The sequence below is a fragment of the Corallococcus sp. AB038B genome (assembly GCF_003668955.1).
Taxonomy (GTDB): Bacteria; Myxococcota; Myxococcia; order Myxococcales; family Myxococcaceae; genus Corallococcus; species Corallococcus exiguus.
The window spans coordinates 19,740-34,235 of the sequence record NZ_RAWO01000014.1; the positions used below are offsets into that span (position 1 = coordinate 19,740).

General features: G+C 66.5%; 14 protein-coding genes. 11 read left to right on the forward strand and 3 right to left on the reverse strand.

Features of this window, described 5'->3' with window-relative positions; all coding sequences use genetic code 11:
* The first annotated feature begins 82 nt into the window (after positions 1-82).
* A complete protein-coding gene (locus D7Y04_RS35700) occupies positions 83-511 on the forward strand; it encodes a DUF3574 domain-containing protein (RefSeq protein WP_233601734.1) in 429 nt (142 codons plus the stop codon).
* Here D7Y04_RS35700 and D7Y04_RS35705 read toward each other — a convergent pair.
* A complete protein-coding gene (locus D7Y04_RS35705) occupies positions 508-1,401 on the reverse strand; it encodes an NmrA/HSCARG family protein (RefSeq protein ID WP_121762225.1) in 894 nt (297 codons plus the stop codon). The two genes, D7Y04_RS35700 and D7Y04_RS35705, sit on opposite strands and share 4 nt — an antisense overlap.
* Before the next feature lie 101 nt (positions 1,402-1,502).
* Here D7Y04_RS35705 and D7Y04_RS35710 point away from each other — a divergent pair, with 101 nt between their 5' ends.
* The 9 genes from D7Y04_RS35710 (at position 1,503) to D7Y04_RS35750 (ending at position 12,067) form a co-directional block, all read left to right on the forward strand.
* Positions 1,503-2,090, forward strand: coding sequence for a TetR/AcrR family transcriptional regulator (locus D7Y04_RS35710; RefSeq protein ID WP_233601735.1), 588 nt, complete (start codon positions 1,503-1,505; stop codon positions 2,088-2,090).
* Positions 2,091-2,111: 21 nt separating this feature from the next.
* On the forward strand, positions 2,112-2,384 hold the full coding sequence (locus D7Y04_RS35715) for an SDR family NAD(P)-dependent oxidoreductase (protein WP_121762227.1): 273 nt from the start codon (positions 2,112-2,114) through the stop codon (positions 2,382-2,384).
* 200 nt (positions 2,385-2,584) lie between these two features.
* On the forward strand, positions 2,585-5,176 hold the full coding sequence (locus tag D7Y04_RS35720) for a P-loop NTPase fold protein (RefSeq protein ID WP_121762322.1): 2,592 nt from the start codon (positions 2,585-2,587) through the stop codon (positions 5,174-5,176).
* A gap of 66 nt (positions 5,177-5,242) precedes the next feature.
* Positions 5,243-6,226, forward strand: a complete 984-nt coding sequence (locus D7Y04_RS35725) for an SDR family NAD(P)-dependent oxidoreductase (protein WP_120598212.1) — start codon at positions 5,243-5,245, stop codon at positions 6,224-6,226.
* A 510-nt stretch (positions 6,227-6,736) separates the two neighbouring features.
* Entirely contained in the window at positions 6,737-6,973 is a 237-nt protein-coding gene (locus D7Y04_RS35730) for a hypothetical protein (protein WP_121762228.1), read from the forward strand.
* Positions 6,974-7,184: 211 nt separating this feature from the next.
* Entirely contained in the window at positions 7,185-8,669 is a 1,485-nt protein-coding gene (gene glpK / locus D7Y04_RS35735; protein ID WP_121762229.1) for a glycerol kinase GlpK, read from the forward strand.
* 75 nt (positions 8,670-8,744) lie between these two features.
* Positions 8,745-9,056 carry a 4a-hydroxytetrahydrobiopterin dehydratase gene (locus D7Y04_RS35740; RefSeq protein ID WP_121762230.1) on the forward strand — a complete coding sequence of 104 codons (312 nt, stop codon included), beginning with the start codon at positions 8,745-8,747 and terminating at the stop codon, positions 9,054-9,056.
* A gap of 8 nt (positions 9,057-9,064) precedes the next feature.
* On the forward strand, positions 9,065-10,309 hold the full coding sequence (locus tag D7Y04_RS35745) for a hypothetical protein (protein WP_233601736.1): 1,245 nt from the start codon (positions 9,065-9,067) through the stop codon (positions 10,307-10,309).
* 447 nt (positions 10,310-10,756) lie between these two features.
* On the forward strand, positions 10,757-12,067 hold the full coding sequence (locus tag D7Y04_RS35750; protein WP_147477268.1) for a hypothetical protein: 1,311 nt from the start codon (positions 10,757-10,759) through the stop codon (positions 12,065-12,067).
* Positions 12,068-12,071: 4 nt separating this feature from the next.
* Here D7Y04_RS35750 and D7Y04_RS35755 read toward each other — a convergent pair whose 3' ends face one another.
* Positions 12,072-13,550: an ammonia-forming cytochrome c nitrite reductase subunit c552 gene (locus tag D7Y04_RS35755; protein WP_121762232.1), complete on the reverse strand. Its 1,479-nt coding sequence runs from the start codon at positions 13,548-13,550 to the stop codon at positions 12,072-12,074.
* Positions 13,547-14,065, reverse strand: coding sequence for a cytochrome c nitrite reductase small subunit (nrfH, locus tag D7Y04_RS35760; RefSeq protein ID WP_172818484.1), 519 nt, complete (start codon positions 14,063-14,065; stop codon positions 13,547-13,549). The genes D7Y04_RS35755 and nrfH overlap by 4 nt, the downstream gene beginning before the upstream one ends.
* 109 nt (positions 14,066-14,174) lie before the next feature.
* On the opposite strand from nrfH, the gene D7Y04_RS44645 reads away from it, so the two are divergent.
* Entirely contained in the window at positions 14,175-14,495 is a 321-nt protein-coding gene (locus D7Y04_RS44645; RefSeq protein WP_158627644.1) for a hypothetical protein, read from the forward strand.
* The last annotated feature ends 1 nt before the right edge of the window (position 14,496 follow it).

Consider the following 14,496-nt stretch of genomic DNA (forward strand, 5'->3'; position numbering starts at 1 on the left):
GAGTCGCTCTACCACGCATGGAAACAGCCGGTCATGCTCCCCTCCCATTTTCCCGGAGTGACCCGCGATGCATTTTCCAGGGATGACCGCCGTTTCCTCACGGCTGTTGTTGGGGCTGACCCTCGTGTTCGCGATGGGTGCCACTGCGTGTGGCGGGCACGACGATGACGACCTGAAATGCAGGGTGGGAGATCCCCAGTACCAGACGGACCTGTACTTCGGCCGGAACCGGGTGGGCAACGAGCCCGTCAGCGAGGCCGAGTTCCAGGCCTTCGTGGACACGGTCGTCACGCCCCGCTTCCAGGACGGGCTGACCGTGTACGACGCCAACGGGCAGTACCGGCTGGAATCCGGTGAACTGATTCACGAGCAGACCAAGGTCCTCGTGCTGCTGCACGACGGCAGCGCGGCGCGCTCGGCGGACGTCGATACCATCCGCGAGGAATACAAGAGCCAGTACGACCAGGAGTCGGTGCTGCGCATCGACTCCCTGCCCTGCGTCGCGTTCTAGACCGCGAAGCGCTCCCGGATCGCCGCGGCGCCCCCGCGCTCCAGCCACGCATCGAACGTGAGCAGGCCTGGCGCCAGCCGCCGCAGTGCCGGAATGTCCGCGCTCTCGAACACGAAGCCATCATCGAAGAGCTTCACGAGCTTGCGCAGCATCGGGCTCGCCGCAAGCATCTCTGGCGGAAACCGTGAGTAGGAAATGGACGTCCCGGTGGCCCGGCCGATCTTCTCCACGAGTTCATTGCCGGTGAGCGAGTCTCCCGCCAGATCCAGCGTGGTCCCCACGTACGTGCGCGGATCCGCGAACACGCGCGCGGTCAGTACGCCGATGTCCTCCCCCGCGATGAACTGCATGGGCTGCTCCGGCTGGATGAAGAACTGGAGCGCCCCCCGTGTCAGGCCGAAGTCCGGCACCAGCAGCAGCTCCATGAAGGTCCCCGGCCGCACGATGGTCGCGCGAAGGCCACTGGCCCGGACGTGCTCCTCGATGCGCCACTTGGTCTCGAAGTGGTCCACACCCGTGCCGGGACGCAGCCCCAGCACCGACGTGTAGACGAAGTGCTCTACGCCCGCCGCCTTCGCCGCGTCCGCGATGGATGTGCCGAAGCGGACCTCGTCGGCGTCCGTGACGCCGTAGCTCGCCTGTGCCGAGCTGGGCTGGATGCTGAAGACGCCATACGCCCCCGCGACCGCACGGTCGAGCGACGCGCGGTCCCCCATGTCCCCGCGCACCAGCTCCACGCCCGCCGCTTCGAGTTCCCGGGCCTTGGCGCTCGCCGGGTCCCGCACGAGCGCACGGACCCGCCAGCCGTCCTTTCGCAATGCGCGCGCCGTCGCGCCGCCCTGCTGCCCCGTCGATCCCAGCACCAACACGACTTCGCTCTTCGTCGCCATCTGGTCCAGCCTTTCCCTTGATAAGCGGAGGATTGCTCCGCTTAAATACGGAGCTATCCTCCGTTTCGCAAGTGAGAGCAAAGCCTTCGAAGAATCCGCCGGTGGAGGACGCGACGGGCGGAGCCTTGCGCGCGGATGCGCGGCGCAACCGGGAGCGGCTGCTCTCGGCGGCGCATGCCGTGTTCTCCGAACGCGGCGCGGACGCGTCACTCAGCGACGTGGCGAAGCGGGCGGAGGTCGGAATCGGCACGCTCTACCGACACTTCGATTCGCGGGAGGCGCTGCTCGCCGCGACGTGTGACGAACAACTGCTGACGCTCGCCAAGGAGAGCCGCGAACGTTCAGAGGCCCTGCCCCCGCTCGAAGCGCTGCGCGTCTTCCTGGCGGAGCTCGTGCACTCCGCGGGCATGTACAAGGGGCTCGCGGCGTCACTGGGCATCGTCCTAAAGAACCACACCCAGGGCTGTGACGCGACGACGGCCGAGGGCCAGCGCCTGCTGGAGGCCGCCCAGCGCGCGGGCGAGGTGCGAAGCGACATCCTCCTGGATGACGTGGTCTGCATGGCGATGGCCATCTCCCTCGCCGCTTCGGAGGATGCCTCGGACCCCAAGCGCATCCCCCGTCTCACCGGAATGTTCTTCGACGGGCTGCGCTCCCGCCCCGAGCCCCGTGGCGCGCGGCACCGGTGACTCCGGCTAGATTGCCGGCCCATGAACGTCCTCGTCACCGGGGCCACCGGCCTCATCGGCAATGCCATTGCCCATCGGCTCGTGAAGCAGGGCGCCTCCGTCCGTGCGCTCGTGCGAGACCCGGCCCGCGCCGCGAAGCTGCTCCCCTCCTCCGTGCAGCTCGTCCCGGGTGACGTCACGTCGCCGGGCACCCTGCCCGCCGCCTTGCATGACGTGGAGTTCGTCTTCCACGCTGCGGGCATGCCGGAGCAGTGGCATCGGGACGACTCCATCTTCGACCGCGTGAACCGCTAGGGCAGCGTGAACGCCCTGTCCGCCGCGCACGCCGGTGGGCCTCATGTGCGCGATGGATGCATTCATGCCTGAGCATTAGCGAGCCCAGCGAATCCAGCATCGCCCCCACCACAGCGAGCCCAGCGAATCCAGCATCGCCCCCACCACCAACCAATTCCCAGCAATAGTCCCCCAGCCGCCCTCGCGCCAGCCCTCAAACAATGAGCACCAAAGAAAAACATCCAAGCAAATGGATAGACATCACAGCACTAACACTGGCCGGCTACGGACTCAGCGCAACGCTACTCAAAACGCTGGACTGCCAAAAAATAATCTCCTTCGGAATAACAAGAACCGTCACTCTCGCACTTTTCACAACAGTCGCACTGTGGCGCGGACTCGACGTTCGTCCAACACCACTGCTAGGAATCAAGCATCTCAAATCATACCCCCCGATCTGGATACCTGCGACGATCGGTGCACTCCTCACAATCACGCATGGTCTCCTCCAGCCACAACAACTTCTCTCCCCAGCATGCATTCCAGATGCCCCCCTATCGGAAACCATCCACTACCTCCTTCTCCTCCCAGCCCTTCCAATCGCAGCGTTCACAACAGTCAAGCTACTAGCGCACGCCAAATCTCTATTTCGCCGCTTACCCTCAAGCCGAACTGTCGTTCCTCCTTCGAACGAGCCACATCCAATACTAACTTGGCTTGCAGATGACGCCCCCATCAGCACTCACCTCAACGATCGATTCAACCACTCTCGAATCGCAAATAGACTCTCAAGCCTAATACTGTCAGACACAGAGCCTACCATCGCACTAGTCGGAGAAACAGGCGCAGGGAAATCCTCAATCCTCAACCTCATCTCCGAAAAAATCGCATCCTCAACCAACACAAAAGGCGTATACATCTGCCAAGTCAGTCTCTGGCCGTTCGACTCAACTCAAGCAGCCATATCGGGAATCCTGAGCGCCGTTTCCGAACTGCTCGCCGAACACGTTGCAATATTCCCACTCAAAGGCCTCCCAGCAGATTATGTCGACGCCATTGAAGGGACGGGGCTGCCTTGGATAAAAGCCATACGACTGGCAAGACCAGAACAGCCTTCTGTCGTCCTAAAGAAAATTGACCATGTCGCACTAGCAACACGCATAAAAATCATCCTTTGGATCGAAGACTTTGAGCGCTTTGCTGGCCTAAATCGGTCTGCCACAGAACCAGAGCACGCTCGTTTGGCTCCATTGCGCGCTCTACTGAATGAGCTTTCAAATCTAAGCTCAATTCAAATCATCCTCGCATCCTCTGCCGCCGAGTTTCGATTCGATCTTGAGAAACTAGCCAGATTCACCATCGACATACCCCCACTAAACGAACATTTTACAAGGAAAACAATAGAACAACTCCACAAAACCCTATCGGCTAAATTTCCGCTCGACATCACAGCCCCTCCACGCAACGGAATATCCAGAATCAACCCAAACTCTTCAACGGAGGAACTACCCGTCCTCTCAACATCGACTCAATCGCCGGACATCCCAAACTCAATAGCCACATTATTATCAACACCGCGACAACTCAAGCAAACACTCAGATGGGTTGCCGACGCCTGGGAGACATTGCATGGGGAAATAGACCTCGTAGACCTAATCATTGCCGCCACGATAAAGTCCACCTTCCCCTTACTACATAGCTCCATTTCCAGGCATATTGATACACTTCGACACGGCACAGGCCAATTCTCAAAAAAAGAAAAGTCGCAATTTTTTACCGAAGCCACCGAACTACTAAATGCCGAAAGCATAGAGCGTTCGACAGCACTTCGGTTTTTATTAACCGAGCTCTTCCCCGGATGGGAAGAAGGGGTTCCCAGCAACAATACACTCCGAAGCCGCCCCCAAGCACTCGGTTCCACGCATACTCCGTACTGGGAGAGCTACGTTTTTCAACAACCACCGTCTCGCGAGAAAAGCGATCAACTGGCACTTCAACTCATCGAGCGGTGGATCAAGACAGGCGATCTTCAGATTGTCCAAACCCTGTCTATAGAGACAGAACCGCCCTCTCTCAAGGCGTTTCTCACAAACCTTGTCACCCCAGAGCAAATCCTCCAACTACTCACACACATAATAGACTTTCACATCCGAAACGAGGTGCACCCGGACAAGAATCAGCCAGCAACCCCAGGCATCATGTCGATCTGGCTGATGATGATAAACAAAAAACCACCTCAAAGCGAACTGCTCGCGCTTCTCAACACCCAGATCGACAGAACGCTAAAATTAAACATAGAGATTGCATTCTGGGTCATCCATCTCTTCACGTCATCCGACGCCGGCCAACAAGCTGTCCCGCCACAGGACGCTAAAAATATCAGCGAGCGATTCAGGGAACAGCTAGTCGACAAGTTTACCAACAAACCAGAAGATCTTATTCGCGCACTTCAATGGGCACGTCCTTACGCGCTAAAATGGGCCGCTTGGGGACTAGACCGAATCCGCGCACAATCAACAACCGGGCTACCAAGCCCCAACTGGGCTCGCTTCTCAAAAACCCTCATCAAGAGCATCAAACTAAACCCGAAGATTATGCTTCCTCAAATACTAGCACTTGTCGAGACCCGGAAAGAAGCATTCGAGATTGCTGAAGACGGGACATTAAGACAACTGACACAGCTTGGCTTCGACAAGGAAATGGCCTCAAGGCTATTTGGCAACAACAAACTTGAGAGAATCCTTCGTACAACTCGCCACGAACCTATTCACCACGATTTGAATGCCGTCAGAGAGTCTGCCCTCTCGCCATAGCTCATTGCGTTTAGCTGCCACTTCGTCCTTGCCCATCGGCGGCCTGCTATTTCTGCTCATCTATCTATGAACGTCCTCGTCACCGGGGCCACCGGCCTCATCGGCAACGCCATCGCCCATCGGCTCGTGAAGCAGGGCGCCTCGGTCCGCGCGCTCGTGCGGGACGTGGCCCGTGCCGCGAAGCTGCTCCCCTCTTCCGTGCACCTCGTCCAGGGTGACGTCACGTCCCCGGGCACCCTGCCCGCCGCCCTGCATGACGTGGAGCTCGTCTTCCACGCCGCGGGCATGCCGGAGCAGTGGCATCGGGACGACTCCATCTTCGACCGCGTGAACCGTCAGGGCAGCGTGAACGTCCTGTCCGCCGCTCACGCCGCGAAGGTGCGACGCGTGGTCTACACGTCCACCATGGATGTCTTCGCCGCGCCCCGAGGCGGCGAGCTGACCGAAGCGCATATCGACCCGCACCCCAAGCCCACCGTCTACGAGCGCTCCAAGCAGGACGCCGAGCGCGCCGTGGAGGCCATCCGCCAGCAGGGGCTGGACGTCGTCTTCGTCAACCCGGCCGCCGTCTACGGGCCCAGCCCCGTGCACGTGGGGCTCAACTCCTTCTTCATCCAGTTGCTCAACAAGAAGGCTCCGCTGCTCCCGCCGGGCGGCATGTCCGTGGTCCACGTGGACGGCTGCACCGACGTGCACCTCGCCGCCGCCGAGCGCGGCGTCAACGGTGAGCGCTACCTCGTCGCCGACCAGTACGCGAGCAACGCGGACCTCGCGCTCGCCATCCACCAGGCCGCCGGGGCCGGCAAGCCTCCCGCCGTCGCGCCCGTCTTCCTGATGGAGGCCCTGGCCCGCGTGTCCGCGCCGCTCGCGCGCGTGTTCCCCTTCACGCCGCTCGTCGCGCCCGGACAGCTGTCCTTCATGCGCTGGGAGGCTCGCGTCAACGCGGCCAAGGCCCAGCGGGAGCTGGCCTTCCGCCCCACCCCGCTCGCGGACGGCGTGGCCCACACCGTGACCTTCCTGCGCGACCAGGGCCTCATCCCTCGCGCCTGAAAGAACATGGGGGTCCGTCCCACAGGGATGACGGACCCCCACGCAGTGGGTGACTGCCTACCGCCGGACTACTCCTTCGCCGGCTCCGTCATCCCGAGGGTCTTCCTCGGTCCGAGCACCTCGCGTGTCCTGCACATCCAGCGCGTTGACTGTGATTGAGGCGGGGGCGCCGGAGGTGCGCCCTCTTGGACCGCAATCTGGAGACGCGCCCCAGGGCAGGGAACCGGGTGGGCCACGCCTCACCCGGCCGAGGCTTCCGTTCGTGGGCCAGGCAGGCAGTGCCCCCTTCGCCCAATGACATGCATCCGGATCCACCGCGCTCCCGTACCCGCCGTCCCCCAACCCGCCCGCCTGCCCTCCGGCCCGGGACACGGGCTTTCGCGGATCCCGTTCGACACGGGGTGTCGTCACACGGTGTGAGACCCACCTTTCAACGCACGCACGTCCTTCACGGGTCCGACCCCCGTCGAGGTCGCTCGGGGCCCGTACCCCTCACCACGGAGTGACACCATGGCATTGCTATCCAACCTGCTGGGCGCGCTGAGCGCGTCACAACGGAGTGTCTTCAGGGGCAGTGGCTGGAACCGCGGACGCAGCGCCTATGGCCGCCGTCCCATCGGCTACGGATACCGGGGACGCAGGTCCTCCGGCGCGGGCGGCTCATTGGGCCGGATGATTCTCGCGGGCCTGGGCGCCTACGGCCTGCGCCGCTACTTCAACAGCCGCTCGAGGGCCACGGGTTACTGAAAGCGGGCCGCCGTGCACGGCAGCGCCGGGAAGTACCGTGGACTTCCCCCGGCAAGGCGCGCCGCCATGGCCCCCCACGCAGGCACGGGAGCGTTCCGCGGACATCTCCCGGTGCCTGACATCCCGCACGCTCCGTCGGTGCGGCGCCTTCTCTTGGAGTAGGGTCCCCTTCCGTGTCCGGCCACTGGCCGACGAAAGAGGCTCCGCACGCATGGCGAAGGCGAAATACGTCCTGGCGCTGGACCAGGGCACCACGGGGACCCACGTCTCCATCCTCGATACCCGGTTGCAGGTGGTGGGCCGCTCCTACAAGGAACTGCCCCAGCACTTCCCCAAGCCGTCGTGGGTGGAGCACGACCTGATCGACATCTGGAACACCAGCGAGTGGTGCATCGCCCGCGCACTCAAGGACGCCGGCCTCACCGGCCGCGACATCGCCGTGGTGGGCATCACCAACCAGCGCGAGACCACGGGCCTGTGGGACCGCGAGACCTCCGAGCCCCTGGCCCGCGCCATCGTCTGGCAGGACCGCCGCACCGCGGACATCTGTCAGCGGCTCAAGGCCCAGGGTGTCGAGCCCCGCGTGCGGGAAGTCACCGGCCTGGTGCTGGACCCCTACTTCTCCGGCACCAAGCTCACCTGGCTCTTCCAGCACCTCAAGGGCGCCAAGAAGCGCGCCGAGCGCGGCGACGTGTGCTTCGGCACCATCGACTCGTGGCTCGTCCACAAGCTCACCGGCGGCGTCGCCCACGTCACGGACGTGTCCAACGCCAGCCGCACGCTGCTCATGGACCTGCGCACGCTCAACTGGGATGACGAGCTGTGCTCGCTCCTGGGCGTGCCTCGCGCGTGCCTGCCGGAGATCCGAGGCAACGCGGAGGTGTACGGCACCACGCGCGGCATGCGCAGCCTGCCGGACGGCGTGCTCGTCGCGGGCATGGCGGGAGACCAGCAGGCGGCCCTCTTCGGGCAGGCGTGCTTCGACCCCGGCGAATCCAAGTGCACCTACGGCACCGGCGCCTTCCTGCTCATGAACACCGGCACCCAGCCGGTGCGCTCCACCGCGGGGCTGCTCACCACCGTGGCGTGGAAGATAGGCAACACCACGAACTACGCGCTGGAGGGCAGCTCCTTCATCGCGGGCGCCGCCGTGCAGTGGCTGCGCGACGGCCTCAAGGTCATCAAGAAGGCCCCGGACGTGGAGGCGCTGGCCGCCAGCGTGAAGGACTCTGGCGACGTCGTCTTCGTCCCGGCGCTCGCGGGCCTGGGCGCGCCGCACTGGCGCCCGGAGGCGCGCGGCCTGTTCGCTGGCATCGACCGCTCCACCACCGTGGCGCACCTGGCGCGCGCGACGCTGGAGGGCGTGGCCCTTCAAATCCACGACCTGGCGGAGGCCATGCGCCGCGACAGCGGACGGGACATCCCCGTCTTCAAGGCGGACGGCGGCGCCGCGGCCAACAACCTGCTCATGCAGTACCAGGCGGACCTGTTGGGCGTGCCGGTGGTCCGCCCGCGCAACCTGGAGACCACGGCCCTGGGCGCGGCCTTCCTGGGCGGCCTGGGCGCGGGCGTGTGGACCAGCCCGGACGCCATCCGCCGCGCGTGGAAGGCGGACCGGACCTTCAAGCCGAAGATGAAGCCGGAGGTGCGCGCGCGCCACCTGGAAAAGTGGAAGCAGGCGGTTTCGCGCGCGTGAAATGAGACAAAGGAGCCCGGCGCATTGAACGCGCCGGGGCTTCCATCGGGCGGGGGAGCGGGTAGAACGGCCGCCATGGCCTACGACCGCACGTTGCTCACCCCGGATGCGCTCCAGACCTTCCTCGCCCAGCACCCCGCCTGGAAACACGAGGGCGGGATGCTCCGCCGCACCTACGAAGCGCCCTCGTTCCTGGAGGGCATCGCCTTCGTGGAGCGCGTGGCGAAGGCCGCGGAGGCCGCGGACCACCACCCGGACATCGACATCCGGTGGCGCAACGTGACGCTGGCGCTGGTGACGCACGACGCGGGCGGCCTCACGTCCCGCGACTCCGCCCTGGCGGCGGAGGCGGACCGCCTCTTCAGCGAAGGGGCCGCTGTCCGGTGATTCACGGCGTGCGTAGCACCCTGGCGGCCCTGGCGTGCGCGGTGTCACTCGCCGCGCTCCCGGCCCTGGCCCAGGACGACGCTCCCACGGAGCCCCGTCCGGAACGTCTGTATTTCAACTCCGGCGCGCTGCTGGGGTCCGCGCGCGTGGTGGGCCTGGGTGGCGCCTACGTGGGCATCGCCGAGGGCGCCGCAGGCGTTTCCAGCAACCTGGCCGCGCTGGCCCAGCGCAGCGCGTCGCTGGAGCGCGACTGGGACCTGGGCGTCACCCTGTCCTGGCTGGACCTGCCCTTCACCGGCACCAAGCGCCGGGACGTGGACAACGACGGCCTGGCCGACGAAACCGTGGACAGCCGCCAGCTGCTGGGCGCGCTGATGCTGCAATACAAGCGCTTCGGCATCGGCTTCCTCTGGCGCAACAGCCGCACGGGCTACTGCCTCACCCTGGGCTGCCGGGGCGAGGGCGAGAAGCTGCGCGTCTCCCTCACCCAGTCCACGCTCGCGGGCTCCATCGCCTTCGGCCAGGACGACTTCATCCTGTCCCTGGGCATCTTCTCCGCGCAGGCCAGCTTCAGCGAGATGGGCGACCAGTCCTGGCGCTACGGCGACACCGGCGTGGCGGTGGACATGCTCTTCCGTCCGCACGGGCGCCCCTACCGCATTGGCGTGGCGGTGCGTCCGGAGGTGGTGGCGGGCTGGCGCCGCGATGACGGCCAGAGTCCCTTCATCGCGGGCCGCCAGGTCTACGCGGCCGTGGTGTCGCCCGCGGTGCTGTCCCTGGGCGCCAGCTGGCGGCTGGGCGAGGGCGCGCACCGCTACAACCGGCTGTCCCCCGCCGCCCGGCGTCAGCTCCAGGTGGACGGGGACGCGCTGCCGGTGCCGGAGGAGGAGCCTCGCGACGCGCTGGCCGGCCGGTGGCTCATCACCGCGCAGGTGGACCTCATCTCCAGCGTGAGCAACGCGGTGGCGTCGCGCTCGCTCGCCATCACCACGGAGCCACAGCCCGTGGGCGAAACCCCGACCTTCCAGCCGCGCCTGGGCGCTGAATGGGACACCTTCCCGGGCCTGTTGCGTCTGCGCGCGGGCACGTGGCTGGAGCCGTCCCCCTTCCGGGACCGGAACCCCCGGCCGCACCTCACCGGTGGCTTCGAGCTGTTCGTGCTGCGCTACTGGGAGGACTGGTCCATCACCGCGTCGTTCGACCTGGCGAGCCGCTACTCCAACTGGGGCGTCTCCATCGGCTTCTGGCGGTAGTGTCTGGCTTTGTGCCTGCGTGGGTAACGCGAGGACCTTCGTGGGTGCTCGCGTCGCCCATCCGCGGCGTCGCGAACCCCACCCACGCGATACATGCGCCGTCCGACAGCGGGCGGCCGAGCAACCTTCCGCGCCGTATTTGCCGGTGTGGGATGGCATGCGAACCCTGCCCTACACGGAGGGGATTCCATGTATCTGGGGCGGGGGTGGCGCCGGACTGTCGTTGGAGCGACGGTGCTGGGTTTCGCGTTTGGCGGAGGGTGGGGGTGCGGAGGCGGGGCTGAAAAGCCCGATCCGGACAACTGCCAGGATTCGAAGTTGGGGTGCCCACCCTCGGAGCAGCCTTCGATACCGGGCGAGGTTCCACCCCCAGGGAGCGGCACGCAGACGCCGCCGGGCAATCAGAACCCACAGACACCACCGCCTCCGGTCCAGGGGCCGGGGACCGTGCCGCCCGCATCCGGGGCCACGATGTGGTTCGCGAAGGAGGGCGCCGCGCAGGACGACCTGGCGCTGGACCTGGCGGTGGACGCCACGGGCGACTTCTTCACCGCCGCCGTGCACGGCTACGACGACCTGGACGCGCGCACGCCCACGGATGACGCCGTGGAGCTGGTCCTCACGCGGCGCTCCGGCGCGGGGCAGACGCTGTGGACGCACGCGTACGACGTGCGCGTGGACTCCACGCCCGAAACGCTGCGCGCGGATGTTCGGGCCCGCGTGGCGTCGGACGGCGCGGGCGGCATGCTCCTGGCCGGCAACATCCAGGGCACGGTGGACCTGGGCACGGGCAAGCTCAGCGACGGCGCCATCGTCGCGAGGCTGTCCGCGGATGGCGCGACGCTCTGGGCGCACCGGGTGCCCGGTGAGCTGACGGTGAAGGACGTGGCGGCGGACGCGCAGGGCCGGCTGTACGTGGCCTATACGGCGCCGGGCACGGTGGACCTGGGCAACGAGGTGAAGGGAGCCTCGGCCGGCGTGGCGGTGTTCACGGCGGACGGCACGGCGGAGCGCGCCTTCGCCGTGGGCAGCGCGGAGTCCGCGGGCGCGGGCGCCGAGCCCCTGTCCCTGGCCCCCGGCGCGGACGGCAGCGTGGCGGTGGCGGGGCGATACACGGGCACCGTGCGCTTCGGCACCAACGTCACGCAGGGCTCCGGTTCAGGCAGCCCGTTCGTGGCGCTGTACGGGCAGGACGGGGCGCTCGGCTGGGCGAAGCCGCGGCCTGGCGTGAAGGGAAGCGTCCGCGACGTGAGCCGCGACGCCGCCGGTGACGTGGTGGCGGGCGGCGACTTCCAGGGCAGCTTCTCCTGGGCGGGCGCGGCGCTGAAGGGCGCGGCCAGCCCCAGCCCCTTCGTGGTGGTGACGGGCGTCGACGGCACCGAGCGCTGGGCGCGCGACCTGGGCGTGGACGCATCCGTGCAGGGCGTGGCCATCCACTCCACCGGCGAGGTGCTGGTGGTGGGCTACACGTACTCGTGGCTGGAGAACGGCGCCACGGGCCCGGACGGCCTGGGGTCCGCGCAGCTCTTCACCCAGCGCTTCGACCCCACGGGGCAACCGCTGGCCTCGCGCCTCTTCCTGGGCACGGCGCCAGAAGCGCGCGGCGAGCTGTACGGCGTGGAGGCGGTGCCAGCGGTGACGTTGATGCCGGACGGCGACGCGGTGCTGTTCGGCTACACAGACCGCGTCACCGACTTCGGCGTGGACAAGTTCAAGCCCACGCGCGGCGACGTCTTCCTGGTGCGCGTGAAGTACTGACCGCCTACCGCGAGCCCTGCGGAGCGCTCCCAGTTCCCGTGGCTGGGGGTGCTCCCGCGGGCCGCTGATCCGGGGCGGTGGAGGCCCCTCCGCCGGGCCGCAGCGCGTTCTGGCCCAGGCGTGAGAAGTTGATGGAGTTGCTCAGGATGCGCACCGCCTCCTGGTCCGCGTGGAAGCCCATGGAGTTCTCCGCCTCCACGAAGTCCAGGTAGAACTGGGCGCGCTTCTGCAGGTCGCGTGCCTTGGCCAGTGACTCGTCGGGCACTCCCGCCTTCCGTGCGCTCTCAAGGTCGTGGATGAGGTCCACCAGCGCGTCCATGGCGATGTTGCGCGTCTGGAAGGTGCGCGTCTGGATGGTCTCCGCCCGGTTGAGCAGCTCCGCCTCGCTCCACTTGTGGCACGTCTGACAGGCGCGGTTGATGTTGAGCAGCGGGCTGCGCACGTGGTGGTCGCTGATCTTCATGGCCCCCTCGCGCTGGTAGGGCATGTGGCAGTCCGCGCACGCCACGCCGCTCTTCGCGTGGATGCCCTGGTTGTACATCTCGAACTCAGGGTGCTGCGCCTTGAGGACCTTCGCGCCGGTGAGCGCGTGGGTCCAGTCGGTGTGCCCGTCCTCGTCGTAGTAGGCCATGATCTGATCGACGTTGATGCCCTTGGCCCAGGGGTACGTGAGGCGCTTCTCCTTGCCCTTGAAGTAGTACTCGACGTGGCACTGCCCGCACACGTACGTGCGCATCTCCTGGCGGGTGGCGTCCTCGTTCACCTTGAAGCCGGGCACGCCCTGGCTGGCCTTGAGCGCGGCGATGCCCTCGATGAAGCCGGGGCGCGTGACGCGCAACTGCATGGTGGAGGGGTCGTGGCAGTCGATGCAGGACACCGGGTGCTCCACGAGCTTGCGCGCCTCGGCGAAGGGCATCTGGTTCATCTTTTCAAAGCCCTTGATGAGGTCCCCGTCCCCCAGCTTCTTGTAGGGCACGTACACGCTGCCGTGGCAGTGGATGCAGGTGCCCGGCTGCTGCGTCACCTGCTGCCGCTGGGTGAAGACCTGGTCCTCCAGCATGTGCGCGTGGCCGCGCTCCTCGCGGAAGTCGGTGGCGAAGGCGTAGCCGCTCCACATGGTGACCAGGCGGGGGTCCTCCTCCAGCCGGCTCTGCGCCACCACCGAGCGAGGGTCCGCCTGGGTGGGCGTGCGCGCCACCGCCTCGCTGCCGCCGTAGCGGGTGCGCTTCTGGTCCACCGTGCGCTTGTAGCCGTCGTACTGCAGCGGGAAGTTCTTCCCCCACACAGCGGGGTCCGTGATGGTGTCGTCGAGTTCCACCACCCGGTAGAAGGGGTTCCTCGCCTCCTGCTTGCGCTCCATGATGTTGACCAGCAGGGCGGTGACGCCCGCCGAGGCCAGCGCCGCCGCCACCGCCACCGCCACCACGAGCTTTGTGCCGCTGAACCGCTGGCGCTTCTCCGGAGCCTTCTCGGGCTCGGTCATCGTGCATTCTCCTTACGGATGAGCTCGGGGTTCCCCGACCCTTCGGGATGACCCACGGAGTTGTGGCAGGTGAGGCACTGGAGCTGCTCACCGGGGGCCACCTGCCCGTGGCCCGTGGGGGGCGTTTCGATGGCCTCCACGATGGGAGCATGGCACTTGCGGCACGCGTTCTCCGTCACCACGCGGTTGCCCGGACGCAGGCGGATGGGGTCCGGGAAGGTGCCAGTGGTGAAGTAGAAGGAGTGCCAGAAGCCGTTGCTCGCCTTCGTGTAGTACTTGGGCAGAAAGCCCGCGGGCGTGTGGCAGTCGTTGCAGGTGGCCACCGCGTGATGGCTGCTCTTGCGCCAGCCGTCGTACTGCTCGTTCATGATGTGGCAGTTGGCACAGGCGGCAGGGTCGTCCCGCAGGTAGGACGAGCCCTTCGCGTACGCGAAGGTGAAGCCGCCGAGACCGACCGCCACACCCATGGCAATCCCGAGGGTCACGGCCAGCACGGTGCGGGATGCGAGGAGCACGTGGGGCACCCTACACGCATGACGGTGGCGCGTGTGCGTGAAGTGTCAGACAGAATTCCGCGACCACTGACCGCATGGTCCCACTCCTCCGGCGGGCCCATGCTCGAGCATGTCCAAGCATGCGGCGGCGTTGCTGTGTCTGGGGTTGAGCTCGGCCTGCGCGCACTACCGTGTCCAGGCGCCCGGCGCCGCGGGGGCCAGCGCCACCGAACCGCAAGGCGAGGTCCTCTGGTCCCTGGGCTGGGGGCTCGTCCAGGAGCGGCCCCGGGTGGACAACTGCCAGGGCCAGGCGCTCGCGGAGGTCACCCAGAGCACCAACGTGGGCTTCGCGCTCATCGGAGTGCTGACGCTCGGCCTCGCGATGCCGCAGCGGGTGGAGTGGCGCTGCGCCAAGGCCCAGCCGGCGCCCGGCGACCTCGGGGTGCGGTAGC

Coding starts and splice junctions, on each gene's coding strand:
- D7Y04_RS44645 (WP_158627644.1), top strand. CDS start 14,175: ATGTCCAAGCATGCGGCGGCGTTGCTGTGTCTGGGGTTGAGCTCGGCC.
- D7Y04_RS35715 (WP_121762227.1), top strand. CDS start 2,112: ATGAACGTCCTCGTCACCGGGGCCACCGGCCTCATCGGCAATGCCATT.
- D7Y04_RS35700 (WP_233601734.1), top strand. CDS start 83: ATGACCGCCGTTTCCTCACGGCTGTTGTTGGGGCTGACCCTCGTGTTC.
- D7Y04_RS35720 (WP_121762322.1), top strand. CDS start 2,585: ATGAGCACCAAAGAAAAACATCCAAGCAAATGGATAGACATCACAGCA.
- D7Y04_RS35730 (WP_121762228.1), top strand. CDS start 6,737: ATGGCATTGCTATCCAACCTGCTGGGCGCGCTGAGCGCGTCACAACGG.
- glpK (WP_121762229.1), top strand. CDS start 7,185: ATGGCGAAGGCGAAATACGTCCTGGCGCTGGACCAGGGCACCACGGGG.
- D7Y04_RS35755 (WP_121762232.1), bottom strand. CDS start 13,550: ATGACCGAGCCCGAGAAGGCTCCGGAGAAGCGCCAGCGGTTCAGCGGC.
- D7Y04_RS35740 (WP_121762230.1), top strand. CDS start 8,745: ATGGCCTACGACCGCACGTTGCTCACCCCGGATGCGCTCCAGACCTTC.
- D7Y04_RS35705 (WP_121762225.1), bottom strand. CDS start 1,401: ATGGCGACGAAGAGCGAAGTCGTGTTGGTGCTGGGATCGACGGGGCAG.
- D7Y04_RS35725 (WP_120598212.1), top strand. CDS start 5,243: ATGAACGTCCTCGTCACCGGGGCCACCGGCCTCATCGGCAACGCCATC.